Here is a 23,733-nt window from a genome sequence, read left to right as displayed (position 1 = left end):
CTCAGAGGGCGGCCGCCCGGACGCACATCACGTCCGGGAGGTCGACGACGAGCTGGCGCCAGGTCGCGCCCTCGTCGGCCGATCCCCACACCGCCCCGTTGCGCGCGCCGAAGTACAGGCCGGCCCGCTCGTGGTCGTCGGCGCACATCGCGTCGCGCATCACGGCCACGTAGAACGCGTCCGGCAGCCCGTCGCCGAGCTCGTCCCAGGTCTCGCCGGCGTCCCGGGACCGCCAGACCCGCGCCCGCGCCTGGGGCGGGTAGCGTCCCGCGCTGCCGTCGAGCGGGAAGACGAAGACCGTGTCCGGCTCGTGCGGGTGCACGACGATCGGGAACCCGAAGTCCGCCGGCAGCCCGTCGGCGATCGACGTCCAGGACCCGCCGTGGTCGTCGGAGCGGTAGACGCCGCCGTGGTTCTGCAGGTACATCCGCTCGGGGCGGGCCGGGTGGCGGGTGACCTTGTGCACGCACTGGCCGAACTCGGGGTACTGCTGCCCCTCGGGCAGGAACTCGGCCCGGATCCCGTGGTTGCGCGGCTCCCAGCTGCGCCCGCCGTCGCTGGTCTGGTAGACCCCGCCGGTGCTCAGCGCCGCGGTCACGCTGAGCGGGTCGGCCGGGTGCGGCAGCACGGTGTGGAACGCCTGGCCGCCGAAGCCGGCGTTCCACTCGGGGCGGTGCGGGTGGTCCCAGAGCGCCCGCTCGAGGCCGAACGTCTCGCCTCGGTCGGTCGAGCGGAACACCGCGGCCGGCTCGGTGCCGGCGTACACGACGCCGTCCTCGGAGCCGGGCACCAGCTGCCAGACGCGTTCGACCTTCGCGCCGGTGTCGTCGGGGAACCGGACCGCGCCGTTCGGCGTCTCCTGCCAGCTCGCCCCGAGGTCGTCGGACCGCCACACCTGCGGGCCGAGCCAGCTCGAGGACGCCCCGGCGAGCAGGCGCGGCGCACCCCGCGTGTCGATGAGGCAGGAGTACACCTCCTCCATGTCGAAGTGCGGCCCCGTGAACTCCCACTCCTCACGCGCCTCGTCCGAGGTTCCGATCCACAGGCCCTTGCGGGTCCCGACCATCACCAGCGTGCGGTCTGCCATCTCGCCCTCCGATCTCGCGCCTCTACTCTGCCGCTAGGTTGACTCGGTGGCCACCCGGAACTCATCGCTCCGCCTGGTCTCGCCGGTCTGGCTGGTCCTGATCGGGATCCTGTCGGTGCAGTTCGGCGCCTCGGTCGCGAAGTCGACCTTCGACCAGGCCGGCCCGACCACGGTCGTCTGGCTGCGGCTGGCGACGAGCGCGCTGCTGCTCGTCGCGGTCGCCCGGCCGGTGCTGCGCGGCCGGAGCCGAGAGGACTGGTACGTCGTGCTCGGGTTCGGCGTCTCGCTCGGGGTGATGAACTGGTCGTTCTACCAGGCGTTCGCACGGATCCCGCTCGGCGTCGCGGTGACGCTGGAGTTCCTGGGTCCGCTGACTCTCGCGGTCGTGTTGTCGCGCCGGCTGCGCGACCTGCTGTGGGTGGCGCTGGCCGGGCTCGGCATCGCGCTGCTGGGGCTCTCGGGGCTCTCCGGCGGCGGGTCGCTGACCGTGGCCGGCGTGGCGTTCGCGCTGCTGGCCGGGGCCTGCTGGGCCGCGTACATCCTGCTCAGCGTCCAGACCGGGCGCCGCTGGCCGGGGTTCGACGGGCTCGCGGTCGCCTCCGTCGTCGCCGCGCTGCTCCTCCTGCCCGCCGCCGTCGGCGTCGGCGCGCACGACCTCGCCGACCCGCGGATCCTCGTCCTCGGCGCCGTCGTGGGCCTGCTCTCCTCGGTCATCCCGTACAGCTGCGAGCTGGTGGCCCTGCGCAGCATCGCCCCCGCGGCGTTCTCCATCCTGATGAGCCTCGAGCCCGCCGCCGCCGCCCTCGCCGGCATGCTCGTGCTGGGCGAGTTCCTCACCGCGGCCCAGTGGGTCGCGATGGCCTGCGTCGTCGTCGCCTCTGTCGGCGCGACCCGGTCGTCGCGGGTGGTGGCGCAGCCGGTCCCGGACTGAGTCGGCGTTCGCTGCGGGTGATCTTCGGTTGCGACCGCTATGGCAGCGAAGCGGGTACGGCGAGCGGGTGGTCGCGGTCGGCTGCCGGGTTGCTCGTTGGTCGAGCTCGTCGAGACCCCGGAAGCCGAGCGACTGCCGGCGTCTCCGGGTGGCCTCCGGTTGGGACCGCAGTGGCAGCGAACCGGCCCGGCGAGTGGGTGCTTGCGGTGGGCTCCCGGGTTGCTCGTTGGTCGAGCTCGTCGAGACCCCGGAAGCCGGGCGACTGCCCGCGGCCTGCGGGTGGCCTCCGGTTGCGACCGCTATGGCAGCGAACGGGGACGGTGGGTGGGCGGTTGCGGCCAGCGCCCGGCTTGCTGGCCGCCGCTCGGTTGGTCGAGCTCGTCGAGACCCCGGAAGCCGGGGTGACTGCCGACGTCTTCCGGGTGGTCTTCGGTTGCGACCGACAACGCAGCGAAGCGGGCCGGCGGGTGGGTGGTTGCGGCCGGCTCCCGGCTCGCTGGCCGCGGCTTTCGGGTCGTGTGCCTGAGACCGCGCTATAGCGCGGTCTCAGGCACACGACCCTGAAACTCACGATGCTCAGAACCCCTGTGGACACAGGGGATTCTCGCCAGAGGCGATGTCGGTGGCCAGTGCTTGAGTAGACCCATGAACACCCCGCCGGTCACCCGCGAACAGCAGGTGATCGACGCCGCCCGCGAACGCCAGGCCACGGTGACTCGGGCCGAGATCGACAAACTCCAGCTCGCGGTCGAGTGGGTGGAGCTGCACCCCGGCGACGAGGTGGACATCAGCATCGAGTGGGGGATGCGGGACCTGGAGATCGCCGGCGACGGCGCCCCCACGATCGACGAGGGGTCACCGTCCGCCCGGTGATCGACCTGGCCGCGGAGCTGTCCACCGAGGCCTACCGGCCCACCGACCAGCTGGGAACCCGGCACCGGGTTCGTGTGGACCGACCCGCACGGCCAGCGACATATCAACTGACCAGGACCCCGCCGACCACGGCCGGCGGGGCCATCAACGTGCGCGGACCAGGCGTGTCTCCGTCCGCTCGGATCGCGCCCCGGATCCGGACGTCAGCCCGCCGAATCGTGGCTAGCCTGCGGCCATGGCCGACCTCGGGTACCTGGCAGCCTTCGGGATCTCGGCAGCCATCGGCTTGGCGGGCGCGGTGGGGCCGCAAGCGGTCGGAGCTGCTCCGGAGCCGGCGGTGTGCCGGGGCCAGTCGGCGACGATCGTCGGAGAACCGGGCCAGCCCGTGGTCGGGACCGATGGTCCAGACGTCATCGTCAGCAATGGCGCCGTCAGCATTGACGCGCGGGCCGGGGACGATGTCGTCTGCACGACGAACACGACGAACACGGCGACGGGTCCCGACCAGGTCGACGTGTACGTCGGCGCAGGGGCCGGAGACGACGTGATCGACCGCAGCGGAGACCTGGATCCGCAGGTCTTCGGGAGCATCGAACCCGGCAACGGAGATGACGTGGTGATCGGCGCCGTCGGCGCCGACAACGTCGACCTCGGGTTCGGCCGCGGCAGTCCGGGCGACGACCAGATCAGCACCGGTGACGGCCACGACTGGCTCAGGGTCCACGATCCTGCCGAGTCGCACGACGAGATCGACCTGGGCCCCGGCGCCGACCACCTGCTCGTCGATGCGGTGGCCGTGGGCCTGTGGTCACTCGACATGACCACCTCCGAGGCGCCCTCCCGTCCGCGCACGGTCAATGCAACCGGCGCGGAGGACATCCAGTTCAGGGCCGAGATCTCAGGCAGGACCCGGCTGGCGTTCGTCGGGTCCGACCTCGATGAGCGGCTCCTCGTCGCCCCCCAGGGCCTGGTCCGCAGCGTCGACATGGGCGGCGGGGACGACGTCCTGAGGCTGTCCGGAGTCCATGTCCGCAGGCCGGTGGCGGTGGTCCACGCCGGCGGTCCGCTCGACGGCGGTCCGCTCGACGGTGGTCCAGGGACCGACCTCCTGCGGGTCCAGGCGTACCGGGAGCAGGTCCGGTTCGATCTCGCTGACGAGCGCTTCGACTACTCCTTCACCAACGACGGCTCGCCGCAGAACCGCATCCCCGGGTGGGAAGACCTCGATGTCGCGGCGGAGTCGGCCCGCATCTCGGGCGACGCCGGGGACAACACGATCACGTGGCACGGCTGTCCGGGCGTGGTGCGAGGAAGGGCTGGCGACGACGTGCTCCGCTGGGACGGCGCGTCGACGCGCTGCGCGCGTACGAAGGTCTACGGCAATGCCGGGGACGACCGCCTGACCGGCGGAGACCGCACGGACGACGTCCTGGTCGGCGGGCCCGGAACGGACTCCGCGGACGGCTTCGGCGGCCGCGACACCTGCTCGGCCGAGGTCACGACCAGGTGCGAGGTCGTGCTCCGTCACCACGCGACGCTCGCGGCGGCGAACACGAGGCGTGCTGCCGCCTGACTCAACCACTCAGCCGACCGCAGTCGGGAGGGCGACAGGTGGGCGAACGCCGTGCACGGTGCGCTACGGATTGCCTTCCCCGAGCTGTTCCCGGAGGTGGCGGCGGCGCTGCTCGAGCTCGGCGATGATCGCTTCCTGCTCCTCGGCCTGGCTGATCACCAGTGAGCGGTCCTCCGGGTCGGTCGGGCCGGCGTCGTTGAGACTGGCTCGGAGGTCGCGGGCGACCTGTCGCAGATCCTCGATCTGTCGCTCGACGCGGGCCAGCTCGGTCCGGGGGTCGTCGTTCGTGATGTCGTCGGTCACCGTGCCACGCTACGCCTCCCGCACCAGCAGCAGCGCGTACGCCGCCAGCGACTTGGCGTCGGCGAGCACGCCGTCGCGCACCATCGTGTGCAGCTCGGAGCGCGTGAACCAGGCCGACCGCATGTCCTGCTCGCCCGCGTCCCGGTCGGGAGGGCCGGCCACGAGCCCGGTGGCGAGGACGACGTGGCAGCGGTCCGAGAGCGTGCTGGGGTGCACGTCGACGACGCCGAGGGGGACGAGGGATCCGGCCACGAGGCCGGTCTCCTCACGGAGCTCCTGGGCGGCGGCATCGGTGGGCGACTCCCCCACCTCGACGTCGCCCGAGGGGAACTCCCACGAGCGCGCGTCGACAGGACGCCGGTACTGCTCGACCAGGTGCACCCGCTCGCCCTCGAGCGGGATGACCAGGGCGATGTCCACCCGGGCATCCTGCCCCAGGCGGCGTCGTGTTCACGCAACCGTCACACGGCGTTGACCCGGCGGAATCGCCCGCTGCCTAGGGTGAGACGCACATCGTCTCGGGATCGCATCATCGGGAGCGCCCATGTCCGTCGTCCACCTCCTTCGTCACCCGGTCGACACGGCGCGCCGTTGGCCGGTCGAGTCGCAGCTCCGGGCTCGCCGCAACGCGATGGTCGCCTCCACGGCTCTCGCCCAACGACGTGCGGAGCTCGTGGAGGTCGAGGAGTACCTGGCCGCCAGCGCCGCGGCCCAGGCTTCGGTCCGCGCCGCGCACGGCTGACCCGCACCGGGCAGAATCGGGGGCATGTCCGCCTCCCCTGCCCGCGCCGAGGTCGAGCCGCGCCTGGCGTACCACGAGGTCCTCTCCGACGACGGCACCCGGCTGCGCGCCTGGACCAACGACCCCGACGGCGCGATCGACGGCCCGACCGTGCTGCTGTGCAACGGCCTCGGGACGAGCGCCTGGGCGTGGCCGGCTTTCCTCGACGCCGACTGCGGCGTCCGGGTCGTGTCCTGGAACCACCGCGGCACCGGGGGGTCCGACCGGCCCGACGACGTCGAGCGGGTGGGCATCGAGGAGTTCGCCGAGGACGGCCTGTCGGTGATGGACCACTTCGGGATCGACCGGGCGGTGCTGGTCGGCTGGTCGATGGGCGTCAACACCGCGTTCGAGATCGCGCTGCGGCACCCGGAGCGGGTCAGCGGCCTGTTCGCGGTCGCCGGCGTCCCGGGCGACACGTTCGCGACCATGCTCGGCCCGCTACGCGTGCCCCGCGCCGCCGCGAAGGCGGTCGCCGTGAACCTCGCCCGCGTCCTCAAGCACGGCGGCCGCCTGGTCACGCCGGTCTCGACCCGGCTGCCCGTCGGCCGCCGCGCGATCGACCTGATCAGCCACAGCGGGTTCATGCTCCCGGTGGCCGATCCCGACCTGGCCCGCCGCGCGATCACGGCGTTCCTCGAGACACCGGTCGAGTGGTACTTCCACGTCGCGCTCCACACCTCGCGCCACCCGCGCATCTCGCTGAGCCGGGTGCAGGTGCCGGCGGTGTTCGTCGCGGGCACCTGGGACCTGCTCGCGGGCGCCCGCGCGATGGCGTCCGCCGCAGAGCGGATGGCGGACGCGGTCTACGTCGAGCTGAGCGGCTCCCACTTCCTGCAGATGGAGCATCCCGACCGCGTGCACGACCTGCTCCGGGAGTTCCTGCGTAGAGTCGGGTGACATGGGACGGTCCGCCGCGCTGGTCACCGCTGCCGCCCTGACGGCGGCCCTCCTCACCCCCTGCAGCGACGACGAGCCACCGTCGTCCTCCCCCGGCGACACCGTCACGGCGACGCCCCGATCGCCGTCCTCGCCGTCCACCACCCCGTCGAAGCCGACCGGCGACAACACGCCGTCGGTCGACGACACCCCGCCGAAGGTCGTGCGGACCGTCGCGACCGGGCTCGCGGCGCCGTGGGGCATCGCGTTCCTGCCGGACGGCGACGCGGTGGTCACCGAGCGCGACACCCGCAAGGTGCTGCTGGTCGACGGGTCGTCGTACGACGTCCGGCAGGTCGGGCTGATCAGCGCGGCCGTGCCGCTGGGCGACCAGGGCGGCGAGGCCGGTCTGCTCGGCGTCGCGGTGTCGCCGGACTTCGGCCGCGACCACCTCCTCTACTTCTACCACAGCACCGCCGCCGACAACCGGATCGTGAAGGCGAGGCTCGAGGGCGGGCAGCTCGGCCCGACCACGGTGATCCTGGACGGCATCCCGAACGGCTTCATCCACGACGGCGGCCGCCTCGCGTTCGGGCCCGACGGCTACCTCTACGCCTCCACCGGCGAGACCGGCGACGGCGAGCTCGCCCAGGACAAGACCACGCTGGCGGGCAAGATCCTGCGGATGACGACCGACGGGAAGCCGGCCCCCGGCAACCCCTTCCCGGACTCGCAGATCTGGTCCTACGGCCACCGCAACGTCCAGGGCCTCGCGTTCGACGGCGACGACCGGCTCTGGGCCTCGGAGTTCGGGTGGAACACCTACGACGAGCTCAACCTGATCGAGAAGGGCCACAACTACGGGTGGCCGATGGTCGAGGGCCGCGGCGAGGGCGCGGGGCTCACCAACCCGCAGGTCGTCTGGTCGACCGACGTGGCGTCGCCGTCCGGCCTGGCCTACCTCGACGGCCACCTCTGGATGGCGTCGCTGCGCGGCCAGCGGCTGTGGCGGGTCGACGTGCACGGCGACCACGCCTCGCACCCGGTCGACTACTTCGTGGGGAAGTACGGCCGGATGCGCACGGTGGTCGTCACGCCGGACGGGAAGCTCTGGGTCAGCACCAGCAACCGGGACGGCCGCGGCGACCCGCAGCCGGGCGACGACCGGATCCTCCTCATCGACCCGTGACGACCTCGCCGGTCACCGTCGCCCGCCGCGACGCCCGCCGCAGGGTGGTGAGGATCGCCGGCCCGAGCACGGCCACCGCGACGGCGTTCGTGATCGCCCGCGCGGTGTCCCAGCTCCCGGTCGACGTGAGCAGGGTGTAGACGAGGAACGTGTGCAGGTTCTCCAGCACCGGCGCGCCCGCGACGTACGCCAGCGAGCCCTCGTGGCCCTCGACGACGATCCCGGCGATGAACGGCCAGCCGGACAGGTTCATGAGCAGCCCGTAGAGGTACGCCGACACCACGCCGTACGCCGCCAGCATCGCGACCTCGCCACGCCCGGTGACCGACCGCGGGAGCAGGCCGGCGCCCATCCCCACCCAGGCGGCGCAGAGCATCTGGTACGGCAGCCACGGCCCGACCCCGGCGGTCATCAGCGCGGACGCGAACAGCGACGTGCAGCCGAGCACGAACCCGAAGCCGGGCCCGAACACCCGCCCGGCGAGGATCAGCAGGAAGAACGTCAGCTCGACGCCGGCCGTGCCGGGCGAGATGCCGCGCAGGATCGCGTTGGCCGCGCTGAGCACGCCGAGGATCGCCAGCACCCGCGGGTCCAGGCCGCCCTCGTTGAGCTCGGCGAGCACCACGGCGAGCACCACCGGCAGCAGCCCGAGGAAGAGGAACGGCGGGTCGACGCGCGTCCCGTCGTGCACCCGGAGCAGCAGCGGCCAGCACAGCATCGCCAGCCCCGCCGCCGAGGCGACGAGGAGCACCAGCAGCGAGCGCGGCGAGATGCGGACCGCGGTCACGACGCGCCCAGCTCCGCCAGCTGTCGGGCGACCTCGTCCACCCGCAGCCACGGGGGTCCGAGGACCTTCGTGACCTGGGGTGCGAACGACGGCGACTCGGCCACCACCCGCCGCACCGGCCCGGACGACACCACGTCGCCGTCGGCCAGCACGACGACGTCGTCGGCCGCCTGGGCGACGAACTCCACGTCGTGGGTGGCCACCAGCACGGCGTGGCCGTCGTCCGCCAGGCCGCGCAGGATCCCGGCGAGCACGTGCTTGGCGGCGTAGTCGAGCCCCCGGGTCGGCTCGTCGAGCAGCAGCACCCGCGGGCGGGTCGCCAGCACCAGCGCGAGGGTCAGGGCGAGTCGTTGCCCCTCGGAGAGGTCGCGCGGGTGCTGGTCGTCGGGGATGCCCGGCACCAGCCGGCCCAGCAGCGCCCGGCCGGCGCCCGTGCCGCCGTCGGCGGCGGCGCACTCCTCGCCGACGGTCTCGAGGTAGAGCAGGTCCGCGGCGTTCTGCGGCACCAGCCCGACCAGCGACCGGCGCCCGGCGGCGTCCAGCTCCTTCGGGTCCACACCGCCGACGGACACCCGGCCGCCCGAGCGGCGGCCGCTGCCCTGGAGGGCCCAGATCAGCGACGACTTCCCGGCGCCGTTGCGGCCCATCAGCGCGGTCACCCGGCCGGCGCCGAGCGTGAGATCGACGTCGCGCAGCGCGACGGTGCGGCCGTGCACGACCGAGAGGCCGCGCACGTCCACGGCCGACTCCCCGGCCGACTCCCCCGCAGGGTCGGCGGCCGGCGGCGGCCGCAGCCGCTCGGCGAGCCCGCGGGCGTGGCGGCGGGCGTCGCGCACGCTCAGCGGCAGCGGGTCCCAGCCCGCGGCCCGGCCGAGCTCCACGATCGGGGGTACGACGGGCGAGTCGACCAGCAGCTCGCCGGGCTCGCCCACGTGCATCCGGCCGTCGCCGGTCAGCAGGCACATCCGGTCCGCGAACGGCACGACCCGCTCCAGCCGATGCTCGGCGAGCAGCACCGAGACACCGAGGTCGTGCACCAGCCGGGTCAGCGTCGCGAGCACCTCCTCGGCGGCGGTGGGGTCGAGCGCCGACGTCGGCTCGTCGAGGACCAGCAGCCGCGGGTGCATCGTGAGCACCGACCCGATCGCCACCCGCTGCTGCTGGCCGCCGGAGAGCGTGCGCAGGTCGCGGGCGCGCAGGTCGGCGATCCCGAGCAGGTCGAGCGTCTCCTCCACCCGGCGGCGCATCGTGTCGGCGGGCAGCCCGAGCTGCTCCATGCCGTACGCGAGCTCCTCCTCGACGGTGTCGGTGACGAAGCCGGCGGCCGGGTTCTGCCCGACGTACCCGATCGCGTGTGCGCGCTCGCGCGGCGGGGCGTGCACGATGCTGGCGCCGTCGAGCAGCAGGTCGCCGTCCAGGGTGCCGCCGCTGAAGCGCGGCACCAGTCCGGTCACGACGCCGAGCAGCGTGGACTTGCCGACGCCGGTCGGGCCGGAGACCAGCACCAGCTCGCCCTCGTCGATCGCCAGGTCGACGCCCGCGAGGATCGGGGGTGCCGACACCGCGTCGTCGTACCGGAACCGGATCCCGCGCAGCTCGATCACGCGACCGCCGCCTCGGCCGACGGGGCCGCCAGCCGCGTCGGCGGCGAGCAGAGCGGGCCGAGCAGGCCGACCACGGCCATCAGGAGTGCCGCCCCGCTCACCGGGGGGAACGCGTCGAGGGCCGGGTAGGCGACCGTGGGCTGGTGCGCGTTGACCCACCAGCCGAGTGCGGTCACCAGCACACCGCTGCCGACGACGGCCAGCTCCGGCCAGCGCCAGGGGTCGGGCCGGTAGCGGCTGCGCTCGACCCGGCGGCCGGCGCTGAGCATCCCGGCCAGCGCGGCGGCGACGCCCAGCCCGAGCATCGGCAGCGCGAGCATGCGCGGCGCGGTGGTGTCCAGGACGGCGTAGGTGCCGACGCAGATGCCGCCGAGGCCGAGGAGCATCAGGCCTCCGGTGGTCCGCCGCTGGGCGCGGCTCACGCCGCTCGTCCGGCCGTAGCACCGGGTGTCCATGCCGGCGGCCAGCGCGAGCGAGCGCTCCAGGGCGTCCTCGAGCACCGGCACGAGGAACCGCCGCAGCCGCCGCACCCGGCCGGTCTCCCCCGCCCGCAGGGCCTGCGCGGCGCGCACCCGGCGGGCGCTGTCGGCGAACTGCGGCAGCACCGTGACCGCCACGACCAGCGCGGTGCCGATCTCGTAGAGCGCGGGCGGGACCGAGCGCAGCAGGCGCTTGGGGTTCGCCACGGAGTTCGCCGCACCCACGCACATCACGATCGTGGCCAGCCGCAGCCCGTCGTACAACGCGAACAGCAGCGCCTCGGCGTACAGCGGGCCGAGCAGCGTGATGCCGGCGACCCAGTCCGGCAGCGGGACCTCCGGCAGGTCGAGCAGCACCCGGCCGCCGGTCCAGCCGCCGAAGACGACCCAGAACGCCAGCCGGACGCCGATGATCACGACGCCCAGCCAGACGTAGAGGCGGAAGGACCGCCCCCACGGCTGGTCCGAGCGCCGCAGCGACACCGTGGTCGCCGCGACGCCGACCAGCATCAGCAGGATCAGCGGGTTGGTCGTGAACGACGCCGCGACCGCGAGCCCGAGCGCCCACACCCACCAGGCGACGGGGTGCAGGTCACGGGGCAAGCGGTCCACGCTCACCCGGTCACCCGGCTCCCTGACGCCGGCGTACGACGGCGACCGCGCCCGCGGCGCCGAAGAGCAGCAGGATCACGACCGGCGCCACCCACCCGGGCAGTCCGCCCGCGCCCGGGTCCGCCGGGTCGGCGGACGCCGGCGCCAGCGACGGTGAGGCGCTCGCGGTCGGCGACGCACCCGTGGTCGGGGTCGGCGACTCCGACGCCCTCGGCTTCGGCTTCGACCGGTGCTTCGCCCCGGGCGCGGGGGAGGCGTCGCCGCTCGACGACTCCGTCGCGGACGGCGCCTGCGACGGCGTGGCCGAGGGGGACCCGCCCTGCTCGGTGGCGTGCGCCGACGGCGGGGCCGACGAGCTCGGGTGGGGGGTGGCGTGGGTCGGCGCGTGCGTGGGCGACGGGCTGGCGCCCGGGTGCGGCGCCGGGCTGGCGCCCGGCGGCGTGCTGTCGTGGCTCCCCTGCCAGGAGAAGGCGACGTACCCGCCGTCGGGCACGTGCTGGCCGCCCGCGCCGCTGGTGGCGTAGGACCAGCGGCCGGTCTCGCCGTCGGACCAGTACAGGGCCCAGTAGGCGTCGGCCGGGGGCGTGTTCGCGCACGGGTCGTCGGCGGGCTCGCCGGAGACGCGGCACACGAAGCCCCGCTGGCTCTGGACGTAGGTCAGCGGGAAGCCCGCCGCCGGGAAGAGCTGCGCGGCGGTCTGCCCGCCACCGTCCGCGACGCACGCGGTCTGCACGCCGCCGCCCAGCTGGTGGAAGTCGACGACGACCGTCACCCCGTGGTCGGTCGGACAGCCCGCCGCGGCGGCCGGGGCGGCGGGGAGGCCGGCGTACGCCGCGGCGGCCAGGACGGCCGCCGCGGCGACGCGCGCGAGCGTGCGATGCACCGCGGCCTCAGCAGCCCGGGAGTTGAAGCGACGGCGCCGCCTGGCTCGTCGCCCGCCGCCACTGGTCGAGCGTCCCCTCGGTGATCCCGGCGCGGTAGGCCTTGCGGTCGTAGGCGATCGCGCCGCTCTTCTTCTGCAGGCCGGCGACCCAGTCGGTGGCGTTGTCCGCGGCACGGCACTTGCCGCCCCGGGCCAGGGCCCAGGCGGCGAGCCCGGTGCTGTTGCTGTTCGCCGCGGACGTGGTGGGTCCGCCGCCGAAGCTGCCGTTCGGCTTCTGGTGCCGGGCCAGCCAGCGCAGCGCCTGCGTGACCGAGCGCTGCACCGCGCGCGAGGGGTGCTTCAGCGACTGCAGCTGCAGCACGGCGACCGCCGTCGCGTCGGTGTCCGGGTCGCGGTCCCCCTTGGCCGCGCCGTCACAGCTCTGGTCGGCCGCGGACTTGTCGGCGAAGTAGAGCCGGAAGAACCCGGCGTCGCACTGCTGCAGCAGGAGGAACCTGGTCGCCCGGGCCGCCGACGACGACCCGGCGCGGCTGAGGCCCGCGACGGCGTACGCCTGGCCGAGCGTGTTGGCGTAGTCGGTGCCCTCGGTCTGGTCCTGCAGCCGGCCGACCGTGCCGGCCGTCGTGCTGATCCGGCCCTCGAGCCGGTCGACCAGGTCGACTCCGCCGAACCTCGTCGGGTCGGCGCCGGCGGCCTGGGCGAAGACGACCGCCTTGGCGACGGAGCCGGCGTACACGTCGCTGCTGCCGAAGTCGACGCCGGTGGTCCAGCTGTCGACGTGCTGGGCGAGGGCCCGCTTGATCTCCCGGACGGCCGGCCGGTGGCCGCCGATCGCCGCGAGTGCCATGCCGGTGTCCGCCGTCAGGCCGTAGTCGTCGAAGTCGTAGGTGTCGTTGTGGACGAGGCCGTCGGTGAGCTGGCTCTCGAGCCACTCCGACGGGCGGCCGGCGGCCGCCGACGCCGGTCCGGCCGCACCGGTCAGGCCGAGGGCGAGGGCAGTGGCGACGAGCGCCGGGACGAGGCGGGTCCTGCGATTCATGGCTTCCTTCCCGCTGCAGTAGCGGGAAGCACCGGACCCGGACCGATGGCCGCCCGCTGCATTCCGCGACAGCGTGGGGTGGGGACGCGCCGCACCAGGTGCTCCGGCTCGCACCCGACCTCCGGCCGGGTGCCTACGGTTGCGGGTCAGCGCCGGACTCGGACCGGCTTCCCCCACTGCGGGCGTGATGGATGGAGTTGTGCGCGCGCAGCATATCCCAGCCGGCGCGGCACTCCGCCGGGGCGGTCAGGACAGCTTCTCGAGGATCAGCTCCCGGACCCGGCCGGCGTCGGCCTGGCCGCGCATCTCCTTCATCACCGCGCCGATCAGCGCTCCGGCCGCGGCGACCTTGCCGTCGCGGATCTTGTCCGCGACGTCGGGGTTGGCGGCGATCGCGTTGTCGACGGCGGCCGAGAGCGCGCCCTCGTCGGAGACGATCGCAAGCCCGCGGGCGGCGACGATCTCGTCCGGGGTGCCCTCGCCGGCGAAGAGCCCGTCGAAGACCTGGCGGGCCAGCTTGTCGTTGAGCGTGCCCTCGTCGACCAGCGCCTGCACCCGGGCGACGTCGGCCGGGGTCACCGAGAGCGCGGGTACGTCGACACCCTGCTCGTTCGCGCGCCGGGCCAGCTCGCCGAGCCACCACTTGCGGGCCGCCTGCGGCGCGGTCCCGGCCGCGATGGTCTGCTCGATCACGTCGAGCGCGCCCGCGCCGACGGCGTCGCGCATCTCGAGGTCGGAGAAGCCCCACTCCCCCTGGAGCCGGGCCCGGCGAGCGGTCGGGTTCTCCGGCAGCGTGCCGCGCAGCTCCTCGACCCACTCCCGCGACGGCGCGACCGGCACCAGGTCGGGCTCCGGGAAGTACCGGTAGTCCTCGGCGTCGGACTTCTCCCGACCGCTCGTGGTGACGCCGGTGTCCTCGTGCCAGTGGCGGGTCTCCTGGAGGATCTTCTGCCCCGACTCGAGCACCGCCGCGTGGCGGGACATCTCGAACCGCACCGCGCGCTCGACCGAGCGCAGCGAGTTCACGTTCTTGGTCTCGGTGCGGGTGCCGAGCACGCCCGAGCCCTTCGGCGACAGCGAGAGGTTCACGTCGGCGCGCATCGAGCCCTGCTCCATCCGCGCGTCCGAGACCCCGAGCGCGACGATCAGGTCGCGCAGCTGCGCGACGTACGCCCGGGCCACCTCCGGCGCCTTCGCGCCGGCGCCGACGATCGGCTTGGTCACGATCTCGATGAGCGGGATGCCGGCGCGGTTGTAGTCGACCAGCGAGTGGTCGGCGCCGTGGATGCGGCCGGTGGCGCCGCCGACGTGCAGCGACTTGCCGGTGTCCTCCTCCATGTGCGCGCGCTCGATCTCGACCCGGAAGGTCTCGCCGTCGCCCTCCTCGTTCGGCACCGTGACGTCCATGTAGCCCTCGAACGCGATCGGCTCGTCGTACTGCGAGGTCTGGAAGTTCTTCGGCATGTCCGGGTAGAAGTAGTTCTTCCGCGCGAACCGGCACCACTCCGCGATGTCACAGTTGAGTGCCAGCCCGATCCGGATGGCCGACTCGACCGCCTTGCGGTTCACCACCGGCATCGCGCCGGGCAGGCCCAGACAGGTCGGGCAGACCTGGGTGTTCGGCTCCGCGCCGAACTCGGTCGGGCAGCCGCAGAACATCTTGGACGCGGTGTTGAGCTCGACGTGGACCTCCAGGCCCAGCGCCGGGTCGAACCGCTCGACGACCTCGTCGAACGGCACCAAGGTCATCTCGACTGGCTCGATACGTCGCTCGGTCATCGGAGGTTCTCCTCAGGGGGAACGAGGGGGCCGCCCCACTGCGCGAGCAGTGCGGACTCGAGGGCGGCGCCGACGCGGTACAGCCGGTCGTCGGCGAGTGCGGGCGCCAGGATCTGGACGCCGGTCGGCAGGCCGTCCTCGTCGGCCAGGCCGCCGGGCACCGAGATGCCGGGGACGCCGGCCAGGTTGGCCGGGATCGTCGCGAGGTCGTTGAGGTACATCGCGATCGGGTCGTCGAGCTTCTCGCCGAGCTTGAACGCCGTGGTCGGCGCGGTCGGCGAGACCAGCACGTCGGCCTTCTCGAACGCCGCGTCGAAGTCGCGGGCGATCAGCGTGCGGACCTTCTGCGCCTGGCCGTAGTAGGCGTCGTAGTAGCCGCTGGACAGCGCGTAGGTGCCCAGGATGATGCGGCGCTTGACCTCGTCGCCGAAGCCGGCGTCGCGGGTGGCGCGCATGACCTCCTCGGCGCTCGCCCCCTCGTAGGGCCACACCCGCAGGCCGTACCGCATCGCGTCGAACTTCGCGAGGTTGCTGGACGCCTCGGCCGGCAGGATCAGGTAGTACGCCGCGAGCGCGTGCACGAACGACGGGCAGGACACCTCGACGACCTCGGCGCCGGCCTTGACCAGCAGGTCGACCGACTCCTGGAACCGGGTGAGCACGCCCGGCTGCCACCCCTCGCCGGACATCTCCTGGATGACGCCGACCCGCAGGCCGGACAGGTCGCCGGTGGCGCCGAGCCGGGCGGCCTCGACCAGCGCGGGCAGCGGCTGGTCGATGCTGGTGGAGTCCAGCGGGTCGTGGCCGCCGATCACCTCGTGCAGCAGCGCGGAGTCGAGCACGGTCCGGGTGACCGGACCGGCCTGGTCCAGCGAGTTCGCCAGCGCCACGAGCCCGTAGCGGGACACCCCGCCGTACGTGGGCTTGACGCCGACGGTGCCGGTGACCGCGCCGGGCTGGCGGATCGAGCCGCCGGTGTCGGTGCCGATCGCGAGCGGGGCCTCGAACGCCGCCACGGCCGCGGCCGAGCCGCCGCCGGAGCCGCCGGGGATCCGGTCCAGGTCCCACGGGTTGTGGGTCGGACCGTACGCCGAGTGCTCGGTCGAGCTGCCCATCGCGAACTCGTCCATGTTGGTCTTGCCGAGGATCGGCAGGCCGGCCTCGCGCAGCTTGCGCACGACGGTCGCGTCGTACGGCGGGATCCAGCCCTCGAGGATCTTCGAGCCGCAGGTGGTCGGCAGGCCCTCGGTGGTGAGCACGTCCTTGACCGCGATCGGGACGCCGTCCAGCGGCGACAGCAGGGTCCCGGCCGCGCGGCGCTCGTCGGAGGCCCGCGCCTGGGCGAGCGCGCCCTCGGCGTCGACATGGAGGAAGGCGTGGACACCCCGTCGATCGGCAGGGGCGTCCACGGCCGCGATCCGGTCGAGGTGCGCCTGGGTCACCTCGACCGAGGTGGTCTCACCGGCGGCCAGCGCGTCGGCCAGCTCGGCGGCGGTCTTCCGGGTCCAGTCGGTGCTCACTGCTCCTCCCCCAGGATGCGGGGAACCGAGAAGCGCTGGTCCTCGACCTCGGGGGCGCCGGACAGCGCCTGCTCCGGGGTCAGGCCCGGCGTCACGACGTCCTCGCGGAAGACGTTCGTGAGCGGCAGCGCGTGCGAGGTCGGCGGGATGTCGTCGCCGGCCACGCCGCTGATCGAGGCGACCGACTCGAGGATCACGCTCAGCTGCGGCGCGAGGTGGTCCAGCTCCTCGTCGGACAGGTCGATCCGGGCGAGGTTCGCCAGGTGCGCGACCTCGTCACGGGAAATCTCAGGCATGGGCTCAATCCTAGGAGAGGCCCGCTCGACCCAACCGATCGGCCCGACACCGCGTCTACGCTCGTGACCGCTCGAGGAGGATCGATGCCAGCACCGCCGAGGGACGCAGAGTTCACCGAGTTCGTCCACGCCGCGTGGCCGGGCCTGTACCGCACGGCGTACCTGATGCTCGGGGACCACCAGCTGGCCGAGGACCTGGTGCAGTCGGCGCTCGCGAAGACCTACGCCTCGTGGCGCCGGGTCCGCGACCCCGCGGCGGCTCCGGCGTACGCCCGGGCCGTGCTGGCCAACACCGCGACCTCGTGGTTCCGCCGCCGCTCGTGGCGCAACGAACGGCCGACCGAGATCCTGCCCGAGGCGGGCGTCGAGCACGACCCGAGCACCCGGCCCGCGCTGGTCGACGCGCTCGCCCGGCTGGCCCCCCGGCAGCGGGCCGTGGTCGTGCTGCGCTACTACGACGACCTCAGCGTGCGCGAGGTCGCCCACGCCCTCGGGATCTCCGAGGGCACCGTGAAGAGCCAGACCTCCGACGCGCTCGCCCGGCTGCGGGCCGTCCTGGGGGACGACGTCGTCCCCTCCACCGAGGGAGCCCGCCATGACTGACCGACTCTCCGTCCTGCTCCGCGAGGAGGCGGCGGCGCTCGAGGTGCCGCCGGTCCCCGGCGACCTGCTGGCCGCCGGCCACCGGGAGCTCCGGAACCGCCGCACGCGCACGACGCTGGCCACGGCACTGGTCGTCCTGCTCGTCACCGTCGGGGTCTCGGCCGCCGTCAGCGCCTGGCTCGGAGGAGACGACACCGTCCAGCCCGCCGACCGCCTCGCCTACGAGCAGGAGGGCGCCTGGGCGCGCGGCGACGAGGTCCACGTCGGCAACCACGTCGTGGTCGTGCCGGGCACGCAGGCGCTCCAGTACTCCTCGGCCGGCGTGGTGGTCACGACCGAGGACGGGGGGTTCGTCCTCGTCACGCCGGACGGCGACGTGCAGCCGCTCCACCTTCCGATCCGACGCTCGACGCCGCGGCCGCCGACGGTCGCGACCGACCCGACGCAGCCCTACCTCGCCTACGTCCGCGCCGTCGACGACGCGGCTTCCCAGCTGGTCGTCCGAGACCTCGGTACCGGCGCCGAGACCACCGTCGGCGACCCGTTCCCCGAGGACCCCGCCGGCGCGAGCGAGGCGCAGCAGCTGTGGGACACCCAGGTCTTCTGGTTCAGGCGCGGCGACGGCAGGTTCGTGGACTGGCAGACCGGCGAGCGCGTCCCCTACCCGGACGGGCCGGTGAACAGCCAGAACGGCTTCGGCCACGGAGTGACGATCGGCTACGACCCCACCCAGCAGCTCTGGGTGGTCACCTCCCGGTCCGAAGACTCGCGCGTGCTCGAGCTGCCGGTCTCGGACCCGGCCAGCGCGCACGTCTCCCTGTCGGTCGACGGTCGCTACCTCGCCGCCTCCACGGACGACGGCTTCGACGTCCACGACGTGGCCGCTGGGACGTCCGTGCACTTCGGGGACGACCGCGACGTCGAGGACTACGGCTGGACCCCGGACGGGCACCTGGTCGGCAAGCGGTACCGGTCGCAGGCCGCCGAGGTCGAGGTCTGCGACCCGCGAACGGGGACCTGCGACGGGACCGGCGACTCGTACGACGAGCCGCTCACACTCGTCAGCGGCCCCTACGCGCTCTCCTACTAGCCGCCTACCCTGGCCCGGTGACCCACGACGAGTACCGCAGCGAGTCCACCCTGGTCGGGACCGAGCGCCAGCAGCTCGAGGCGTTCGTGCACGACAACCGCCTGGAGATCCTCGGCCTGCTCGACGGGCTCACCGAGGAGCAGGCGCGGCGCCGGCTGGTGCCGTCGCTGACCACGCCGCTGGGAATCGTCAAGCACGCGGTGTTCGTCGAGAAGGTCTGGTTCCACGTCTCGCTCGCCGGCCGCTCCCGCGCCGAGGTCGGCATCCCGGACGCCGCCGAGGACAGCTGGGTGCTGGCGGACGGGGACACCGTGGAGTCGGTGCGCGCGGAGTACCGGCGGACCTGGGCGGAGGCGGACGAGATCGCTGCGGCGTTCGCGCTCGACGACCTGGCCGAGCACAACCGCCGCGGCCCCCTCACGCTGCGGTGGATCTACGCGCACCTGATCGAGGAGCTGGCCCGGCACGCCGGGCACGGCGACATCCTGCGCGAGCAGATCCTCGCGAGCTGATCCCGCGGCCGGCTCAGGCGCTCTCGAGCAGGCTCAGCACCTTCTCGGCGTCGTCCTCATGCGGACAGGCGACCAGCAGCGTGGTGGGGTCCTCCTCGATGGCGCGGTAGCCGGCCTGGGCGAGCACCGCGCGCAGCACGGCCGGGTCGCGGCCCGGAGGGACGGCGTAGGTCACGGTGCGCACACCGGGGGCGTGCAGCTCCTCCTCGGTCCGCTGGACGTCCTTGCCCCAGGCGCGGAGCGCGGCGACGGCGAAGACGGTCGCGAGCAGGATCCCGCCGACGACCATGATGACGATGACGACCATGGCGACCTCCTTGGTGCCGTCCCCCGACGAGTCGAGCATCGGCGGCCGCCACCGCCCGGCACGAGAGGCGTAGGTCCCGGCCTCGCGGCCAGTGGTCCCGGCAGCGCGGTCAGAGCGCCTCCGGGCCGCCGTCCAGGAGCCGCTTGAACCCCTCCTCGTCGAGGATCGGCACCCCGAGCTGCTCGGCCTTGTCCGCCTTGGACCCGGCGTTGTCGCCGACCACGACGTAGTCGGTCTTCTTCGAGACCGACCCGGCGGCCTTGCCCCCGCGGGACAGGATCGCCTCCTTCGCGGAGTCGCGGCTGAAGTCGACCAGCGACCCGGTGACCACCACCGTGAGCCCTTCCAGGGTCCGCGGCGTCGAGTCGTCGCGCTCGTCGGCCATCGAGACGCCCGCGCGCTCCCACTTGTCGACGATCTGCTCGTGCCAGTCCACGCCGAACCACTCGATCACCGCCTCGGCGATGGTGGGGCCGACGCCCTCGGCCGCGGCGAGCTGCTCCTCGGTGGCCTCCCGGATGGCGGCCATCGAGCCGAACTCCGCCGCCAGCGCCCGGGCCGCGGTCGGGCCGACGTGCCGGATGGACAGGGCGACCAGCACCCGCCACAGCGGGACCTGCTTCGCCTTCGCGAGGTTGTCGAGCAGGCGCTGACCGTTGGCACTGAGCTCTCTCCCGTCCGGTTCCTGAGGAGGCGCGCCAGCGCCGTCTCGAAGGGCACCCTTCTTCGGGGCCCGGGTGAACAGCGGGGCCCGCAGCAGCTTGGCCTCATCGAGGTCGAACACGTCGCCCTCGTCGGCGATCACCTCCGCCTCCAGCAGCGCGGCGGCCGCCTCGTAGCCGAGGCCCTCGATGTCGAAGGCGCCGCGCCCGGCGACGTGGAAGACCCGCTCCCGCACCTGCGCGGGGCAGTACCGGTGGTTGGGGCAGCGGCGGTCCTTGTCGCCGGCCTTCTGCTCGACCAGCGGGGTGCCGCAGGCGGGGCACTCCTCGGGACCGACCCACGGCGCCAGGCCCTCGGGCCGCAGCGGCAGGACCGGGCCGAGGATCTCCGGGATCACGTCCCCGGCCTTGCGCAGGATCACGGTGTCGCCGGGGCGGACGTCCTTGCGCTCGACCTCGTAGTAGTTGTGCAGCGTGGCGTTCTCGACCGTGGAGCCGGCGACCTTCGTCGGCTCCATCACGCCGTACGGCGTGACCCGGCCCGTGCGCCCGACGTTCACCCGGATCTCGAGGAGCTTGGCGTTGACCTCCTCGGGCGGGTACTTGAACGCGATCGCCCACCGCGGCGCGCGGCTGGTCGATCCGAGCCGGCGCTGCAGCGCGACGTCGTCGACCTTCACCACGACCCCGTCGATCTCGTACGGGACGATCGTGTGCCGGTGCTCGCCGGCGTTCTCGATGTACGCCTCGACGTCGGTGAGCGTGGGCACGACGCGCACCTGGTCGGAGACCGGCAGCCCCCAGGCGGCCAGCGCCTCGTAGGAGTGAGACTGCGCCTCCGGCTCGAACCCGCGGCGCTCCCCCAGCCCGTGGCAGACCATGTCGAGCGCGCGGCTCGCGGTCACCCGCGGGTCCTTCTGGCGCAGCGACCCGGCCGCGGAGTTGCGCGGGTTGGCGAACGGCGCCTTGCCCGCCTCGAGCAGCGACTCGTTGAGCCGCTCGAAGGCCTCCACGGGCAGGAACACCTCGCCGCGGACCTCGACCAGCTCCGGCACCGGGAACTCGGCGGTGGCGGTCAGCCGGTGCGGGATCGACTCGATCGTCTTGACGTTCGGCGTGACGTCCTCGCCGGTGGTGCCGTCGCCGCGGGTCAGCGCCCGGACCAGCCGCCCGCGCTCGTAGAGGAGGTTGATCGCGAGCCCGTCGACCTTGAGCTCGCACAGCAGGTCCGGGCTCTCGACGCCGTCGCGAGCCAGCCGGGCGTACCAGGCCTCGAGCTCGTCGTAGGTGAACGCGTTGTCGAGGCTCTCCATCCGCCGGAGGTGGTCGACGGCGGTGAACTCGGTCGACACCGACCCCCCGACCTTCTGGGTCGGCGAGTCCGGCGTCCGCAGCTCGGGGAGCTCGGCCTCGAGCTCCTCGAGCCGGCGCATCAGCCGGTCGAACTCGGCGTCGTCGATCGTGGGGCTGTCCAGCACGTAGTAGCGCCAGCGAGCCTCCTCGACCTGCTCGGCGATCAGGCGGTGCTCCTCGCGCGGGTCGGTCACGAGGACATTGTGCCGGGGCCCGCCGACGGTCCCGGAGCGGACCGGCCGCCACGCTCCGGTCCAGACCACGCGCAGGCGGGGGGCAGGAATCCGGGAAAAGTCGGTTGGGCCGGAATGGCGGCCCGGGCTACGGTGTTCACGATGAAACGAAACCGTTTCGTTTCATCCAGGTGAACGACCACCGAAGGAACCCGATGTCCCCCACCGAGCGCCCCCGCATCGAGGGCGACCGCGAGCTGGAGATCCTCGGCGCCACCCTCGAGGTCCTCGTCGACGTCGGCTACGACCGGCTCACGATGGACGCCGTGGCCGCGAGGGCCAAGGCCTCGAAGGCGACGCTGTACCGACGGTGGACCAACAAGGTCAGCCTCGTCGTCGACGCCCTGCACCACAGCAAGGGGCCGACCGAGGTGCCGGACACCGGCACGCTGCGCGGCGACCTGATGGGCGTCTTCTGCGGCATGGGCGGCCTGGCGGACCAGGAGGTCGTGTCGGTCTTCGCGAGCGTGCTGACCGCGATCACCCGCGACCCCGACTTCGCCGAGGCGTTCCGGCGCGACGTCGTCGGCCCGAAGATCGCGGCCTCGCAGCAGATCTGGGAGCGCGCCCGAGACCGCGGCGAGCTCCGCGAGGACGTCGACCTGTCCCTCCTCGAGCCGGCGCTCGCCGGCATCGTCCTGCACCGGCTGTTCATCATGGGCGAGCAGCCGACCCCCGAGCTGATCACCCGCGTGATCGACCAGATCATCCTGCCGGCTGCCACCCGCGCGTCGGCCCCGTCCCACTGACCCACGAGCAAGGAAACCGACATGACCGACGTCGCGAACGCCGAGAGCACCAGCTCCGTCAGGAAGCTGCACCTGGGATGGGCGCTCGTGCTCATCTCCGTGGCGCAGCTGATGGTGGTGCTCGACGGCACCATCGTGAACATCGCCCTGCCCTACATCCAGCACGACCTGGACATCTCGACCGCCAACCTGCGCTGGGTCGTCACCGGCTACGCGCTGGCGTTCGGCAGCCTGCTGCTGCTCGGCGGCCGCCTCGGTGACCTCTACGGCCGCCGCAAGATCTTCATGGCCGGCCTGATCGTCTTCGGCATCGCGTCGTTGCTCGGTGGCCTGGCCACGAGCGAGACCACGCTGCTCGCGGCGCGGGCCCTCCAGGGCCTGGGTGCGGCACTCGCCTCCCCCGCCGCCCTGGCGCTGATCACGACGACGTTCCCGGCCGGCCCGGCGCGCAACCGCGCGTTCGCGGTGTACGCCGCGATGTCCGGCGTCGGTGCGGCCGTCGGCCTGCTGCTCGGCGGCTGGCTGACCGGGCTGGACAGCGTGTTCGGCCTCGACGTCGAGGGCTGGCGGCTCACGCTGCTCATCAACACCCCGATCGGCATCGTCACGGCGCTGCTCGCACCGCGCTTCCTCGCCGAGTCCGAGTCGCACCCCGGCGAGCTCGACCTGCCGGGCGCCGTCACCGGCACCCTGGGCGTCCTGGGCCTCGTCTACGGCATCAGCCGCGCGGGCAGCGACGGCTGGGGCGACACCTGGACGCTCGCCAGCCTGGCGGCCGGCCTCGTCCTGCTCGTCGTGTTCCTGGTGCTGGAGCGCCGGGTCGAGCACCCGCTGCTCCCGGTGCGGGTCTTCGCCAACCGGACCCGGGCGTCGAGCTTCGTGGCGATGTTCTTCGCTCCGGCCGCGATGTTCGCGATGTTCTACTACCTCAGCCAGTACATCCAGAACGTCATGGGCTACAGCCCGATCAAGGCGGGCGTCGCCTTCCTGCCGTTCTGCTTCGCCCTCGTGGCCGCCGCCGGCCTGGTGTCCAACCTCGCCAGCCGGATCGACGCGCGCTACCTGGCCGGCACCGGCACGCTGATGGCCGCGGTGGCGCTCTTCGGGTTCACCCGGCTGCCGAACGACACGACGCTCCCGATGCGGGACCTTCAGGGCCAGTACTGGACCGACCTGTTCCCGTTCATCGTCGTGATGGCCTTCGGCATGGGCATGGTCTTCGTGCCGCTCACGCTGACCGCGGTGCACCACCTGCGCGCCGAGGACTCCGGCATCGGCTCCGGCGTGCTGAACACCATGCAGCAGGTCGGCGGCGCGCTCGGCCTGTCGCTGCTGGGGACGATCGCGACGCAGACCATCGACGACCTGTCCGCGACGGTCCGGCAGGCGGCGGCCGCCTCCGGCGTGCAGCCGACCGCCGACCAGATGAAGGTCGCGAGCCAGCAGATCTTCACGGCCGGCGCGAGCGACGCGTTCCTGCTCGGCGCCGGGCTGATGCTGGTGGCCTCGCTGGTCACCTGGATCTTCCTGAACGTCAAGCACGAGGAGCTGGCGACCGACGGACCCGAGGCACCTGTCCACGTCGGCTGAGCCACGTCGGCTGACCCCG

General features: G+C 73.3%; 24 protein-coding genes. 11 read left to right on the top strand and 13 right to left on the bottom strand.

Annotation, left to right across the window (positions count from 1 at the left end):
• Position 1 precedes the first annotated feature (1 nt).
• Positions 2 to 1,087 carry a WD40/YVTN/BNR-like repeat-containing protein gene (locus ABD086_RS22720; protein WP_343910483.1) on the bottom strand — a complete coding sequence of 362 codons (1,086 nt, stop codon included), beginning with the start codon at positions 1,085 to 1,087 and terminating at the stop codon, positions 2 to 4.
• A 46-nt stretch (positions 1,088 to 1,133) separates the two neighbouring features.
• Between ABD086_RS22720 and ABD086_RS22715 the strand changes: the two genes are divergently transcribed.
• The 3 genes from ABD086_RS22715 (at position 1,134) to ABD086_RS22705 (ending at position 4,464) form a co-directional block, all read left to right on the top strand.
• Complete coding sequence (locus tag ABD086_RS22715) at positions 1,134 to 2,018, top strand: EamA family transporter (protein WP_343910481.1); 885 nt, start codon at positions 1,134 to 1,136, stop codon at positions 2,016 to 2,018.
• Positions 2,019 to 2,663: 645 nt separating this feature from the next.
• Entirely contained in the window at positions 2,664 to 2,891 is a 228-nt protein-coding gene (locus tag ABD086_RS22710) for a hypothetical protein (protein WP_343910479.1), read from the top strand.
• 235 nt (positions 2,892 to 3,126) lie between these two features.
• Positions 3,127 to 4,464: a hypothetical protein gene (locus tag ABD086_RS22705; RefSeq protein ID WP_343910477.1), complete on the top strand. Its 1,338-nt coding sequence runs from the start codon at positions 3,127 to 3,129 to the stop codon at positions 4,462 to 4,464.
• 63 nt (positions 4,465 to 4,527) lie between these two features.
• Here ABD086_RS22705 and ABD086_RS22700 read toward each other — a convergent pair whose 3' ends face one another.
• Both ABD086_RS22700 and ABD086_RS22695 read right to left on the bottom strand, forming a co-directional pair.
• Positions 4,528 to 4,767 carry a glutathione S-transferase family protein gene (locus ABD086_RS22700; RefSeq protein ID WP_343910475.1) on the bottom strand — a complete coding sequence of 80 codons (240 nt, stop codon included), beginning with the start codon at positions 4,765 to 4,767 and terminating at the stop codon, positions 4,528 to 4,530.
• A gap of 9 nt (positions 4,768 to 4,776) precedes the next feature.
• On the bottom strand, positions 4,777 to 5,187 hold the full coding sequence (locus ABD086_RS22695; protein WP_343910473.1) for an NUDIX domain-containing protein: 411 nt from the start codon (positions 5,185 to 5,187) through the stop codon (positions 4,777 to 4,779).
• 124 nt (positions 5,188 to 5,311) lie between these two features.
• Between ABD086_RS22695 and ABD086_RS22690 the strand changes: the two genes are divergently transcribed.
• From ABD086_RS22690 to ABD086_RS22680, 3 genes are read left to right on the top strand one after another with little or no spacing between them, the layout of a single operon-like run.
• The gene (locus ABD086_RS22690) at positions 5,312 to 5,509 is read left to right on the top strand and encodes a hypothetical protein (protein WP_343910471.1); all 198 of its coding nucleotides are present in this window, start codon (positions 5,312 to 5,314) and stop codon (positions 5,507 to 5,509) included.
• 24 nt (positions 5,510 to 5,533) lie between these two features.
• Positions 5,534 to 6,448 (top strand): alpha/beta fold hydrolase, encoded by a 915-nt coding sequence (locus ABD086_RS22685; protein WP_343910469.1) that lies wholly within the window; start codon positions 5,534 to 5,536, stop codon positions 6,446 to 6,448.
• 1 nt (position 6,449) lies between these two features.
• Positions 6,450 to 7,616 (top strand): PQQ-dependent sugar dehydrogenase, encoded by a 1,167-nt coding sequence (locus tag ABD086_RS22680; protein WP_343910468.1) that lies wholly within the window; start codon positions 6,450 to 6,452, stop codon positions 7,614 to 7,616.
• Here the strand turns inward: ABD086_RS22680 and ABD086_RS22675 are convergent.
• The 8 genes from ABD086_RS22675 to gatC form a co-directional block, all read right to left on the bottom strand.
• Positions 7,603 to 8,403: an ECF transporter S component gene (locus ABD086_RS22675; RefSeq protein ID WP_343910466.1), complete on the bottom strand. Its 801-nt coding sequence runs from the start codon at positions 8,401 to 8,403 to the stop codon at positions 7,603 to 7,605. The two genes, ABD086_RS22680 and ABD086_RS22675, sit on opposite strands and share 14 nt — an antisense overlap.
• Positions 8,400 to 10,007: an ABC transporter ATP-binding protein gene (locus ABD086_RS22670; protein ID WP_343910464.1), complete on the bottom strand. Its 1,608-nt coding sequence runs from the start codon at positions 10,005 to 10,007 to the stop codon at positions 8,400 to 8,402. Before ABD086_RS22670 ends, ABD086_RS22675 begins: the two co-directional genes overlap by 4 nt.
• Positions 10,004 to 11,098 (bottom strand): energy-coupling factor transporter transmembrane component T, encoded by a 1,095-nt coding sequence (locus ABD086_RS22665; RefSeq protein ID WP_343910462.1) that lies wholly within the window; start codon positions 11,096 to 11,098, stop codon positions 10,004 to 10,006. Before ABD086_RS22665 ends, ABD086_RS22670 begins: the two co-directional genes overlap by 4 nt.
• Before the next feature lie 10 nt (positions 11,099 to 11,108).
• The gene (locus ABD086_RS22660) at positions 11,109 to 11,981 is read right to left on the bottom strand and encodes a hypothetical protein (protein ID WP_343910461.1); all 873 of its coding nucleotides are present in this window, start codon (positions 11,979 to 11,981) and stop codon (positions 11,109 to 11,111) included.
• A 7-nt stretch (positions 11,982 to 11,988) separates the two neighbouring features.
• Positions 11,989 to 13,020, bottom strand: coding sequence for a prenyltransferase/squalene oxidase repeat-containing protein (locus ABD086_RS22655; protein WP_343910459.1), 1,032 nt, complete (start codon positions 13,018 to 13,020; stop codon positions 11,989 to 11,991).
• Positions 13,021 to 13,266: 246 nt separating this feature from the next.
• Complete coding sequence (gene gatB / locus ABD086_RS22650; RefSeq protein WP_425571688.1) at positions 13,267 to 14,799, bottom strand: Asp-tRNA(Asn)/Glu-tRNA(Gln) amidotransferase subunit GatB; 1,533 nt, start codon at positions 14,797 to 14,799, stop codon at positions 13,267 to 13,269.
• Complete coding sequence (gatA, locus tag ABD086_RS22645; protein ID WP_343910457.1) at positions 14,796 to 16,319, bottom strand: Asp-tRNA(Asn)/Glu-tRNA(Gln) amidotransferase subunit GatA; 1,524 nt, start codon at positions 16,317 to 16,319, stop codon at positions 14,796 to 14,798. Before gatA ends, gatB begins: the two co-directional genes overlap by 4 nt.
• Positions 16,316 to 16,615, bottom strand: coding sequence for an Asp-tRNA(Asn)/Glu-tRNA(Gln) amidotransferase subunit GatC (gatC, locus tag ABD086_RS22640; RefSeq protein WP_343910455.1), 300 nt, complete (start codon positions 16,613 to 16,615; stop codon positions 16,316 to 16,318). The genes gatA and gatC overlap by 4 nt, the downstream gene beginning before the upstream one ends.
• Before the next feature lie 84 nt (positions 16,616 to 16,699).
• Here gatC and ABD086_RS22635 point away from each other — a divergent pair, with 84 nt between their 5' ends.
• The 3 genes from ABD086_RS22635 to ABD086_RS22625 are packed head-to-tail and all read left to right on the top strand — an operon-like array spanning position 16,700 to position 18,820.
• Positions 16,700 to 17,218, top strand: coding sequence for a SigE family RNA polymerase sigma factor (locus ABD086_RS22635; RefSeq protein WP_343910453.1), 519 nt, complete (start codon positions 16,700 to 16,702; stop codon positions 17,216 to 17,218).
• Positions 17,211 to 18,308 carry a WD40 repeat domain-containing protein gene (locus tag ABD086_RS22630; protein WP_343910451.1) on the top strand — a complete coding sequence of 366 codons (1,098 nt, stop codon included), beginning with the start codon at positions 17,211 to 17,213 and terminating at the stop codon, positions 18,306 to 18,308. The genes ABD086_RS22635 and ABD086_RS22630 overlap by 8 nt, the downstream gene beginning before the upstream one ends.
• Before the next feature lie 17 nt (positions 18,309 to 18,325).
• Entirely contained in the window at positions 18,326 to 18,820 is a 495-nt protein-coding gene (locus tag ABD086_RS22625; protein WP_343910449.1) for a DinB family protein, read from the top strand.
• A gap of 13 nt (positions 18,821 to 18,833) precedes the next feature.
• Here the strand turns inward: ABD086_RS22625 and ABD086_RS22620 are convergent, their stop codons facing one another.
• Both ABD086_RS22620 and ligA read right to left on the bottom strand, forming a co-directional pair.
• Entirely contained in the window at positions 18,834 to 19,166 is a 333-nt protein-coding gene (locus ABD086_RS22620) for a hypothetical protein (RefSeq protein ID WP_343910447.1), read from the bottom strand.
• Between the two features lie 70 nt (positions 19,167 to 19,236).
• On the bottom strand, positions 19,237 to 21,336 hold the full coding sequence (gene ligA / locus ABD086_RS22615; RefSeq protein ID WP_343910445.1) for an NAD-dependent DNA ligase LigA: 2,100 nt from the start codon (positions 21,334 to 21,336) through the stop codon (positions 19,237 to 19,239).
• Positions 21,337 to 21,530: 194 nt separating this feature from the next.
• On the opposite strand from ligA, the gene ABD086_RS22610 reads away from it, so the two are divergent.
• Together ABD086_RS22610 and ABD086_RS22605 are read left to right on the top strand one after the other, a co-directional pair.
• Positions 21,531 to 22,124 (top strand): TetR/AcrR family transcriptional regulator, encoded by a 594-nt coding sequence (locus ABD086_RS22610; protein ID WP_343910443.1) that lies wholly within the window; start codon positions 21,531 to 21,533, stop codon positions 22,122 to 22,124.
• A gap of 21 nt (positions 22,125 to 22,145) precedes the next feature.
• A complete protein-coding gene (locus ABD086_RS22605) occupies positions 22,146 to 23,714 on the top strand; it encodes an MFS transporter (protein ID WP_343910441.1) in 1,569 nt (522 codons plus the stop codon).
• Positions 23,715 to 23,733: the final 19 nt, after the last annotated feature.

It is taken from the genome of Nocardioides aquiterrae (genome assembly GCF_039526625.1).
GTDB classification, from domain to species: domain Bacteria; phylum Actinomycetota; class Actinomycetes; order Propionibacteriales; family Nocardioidaceae; genus Nocardioides; species Nocardioides aquiterrae.
The sequence above is the reverse complement of the archived record's forward strand: the minus strand, read 5'-3'. Positions and strand labels throughout refer to the sequence as shown.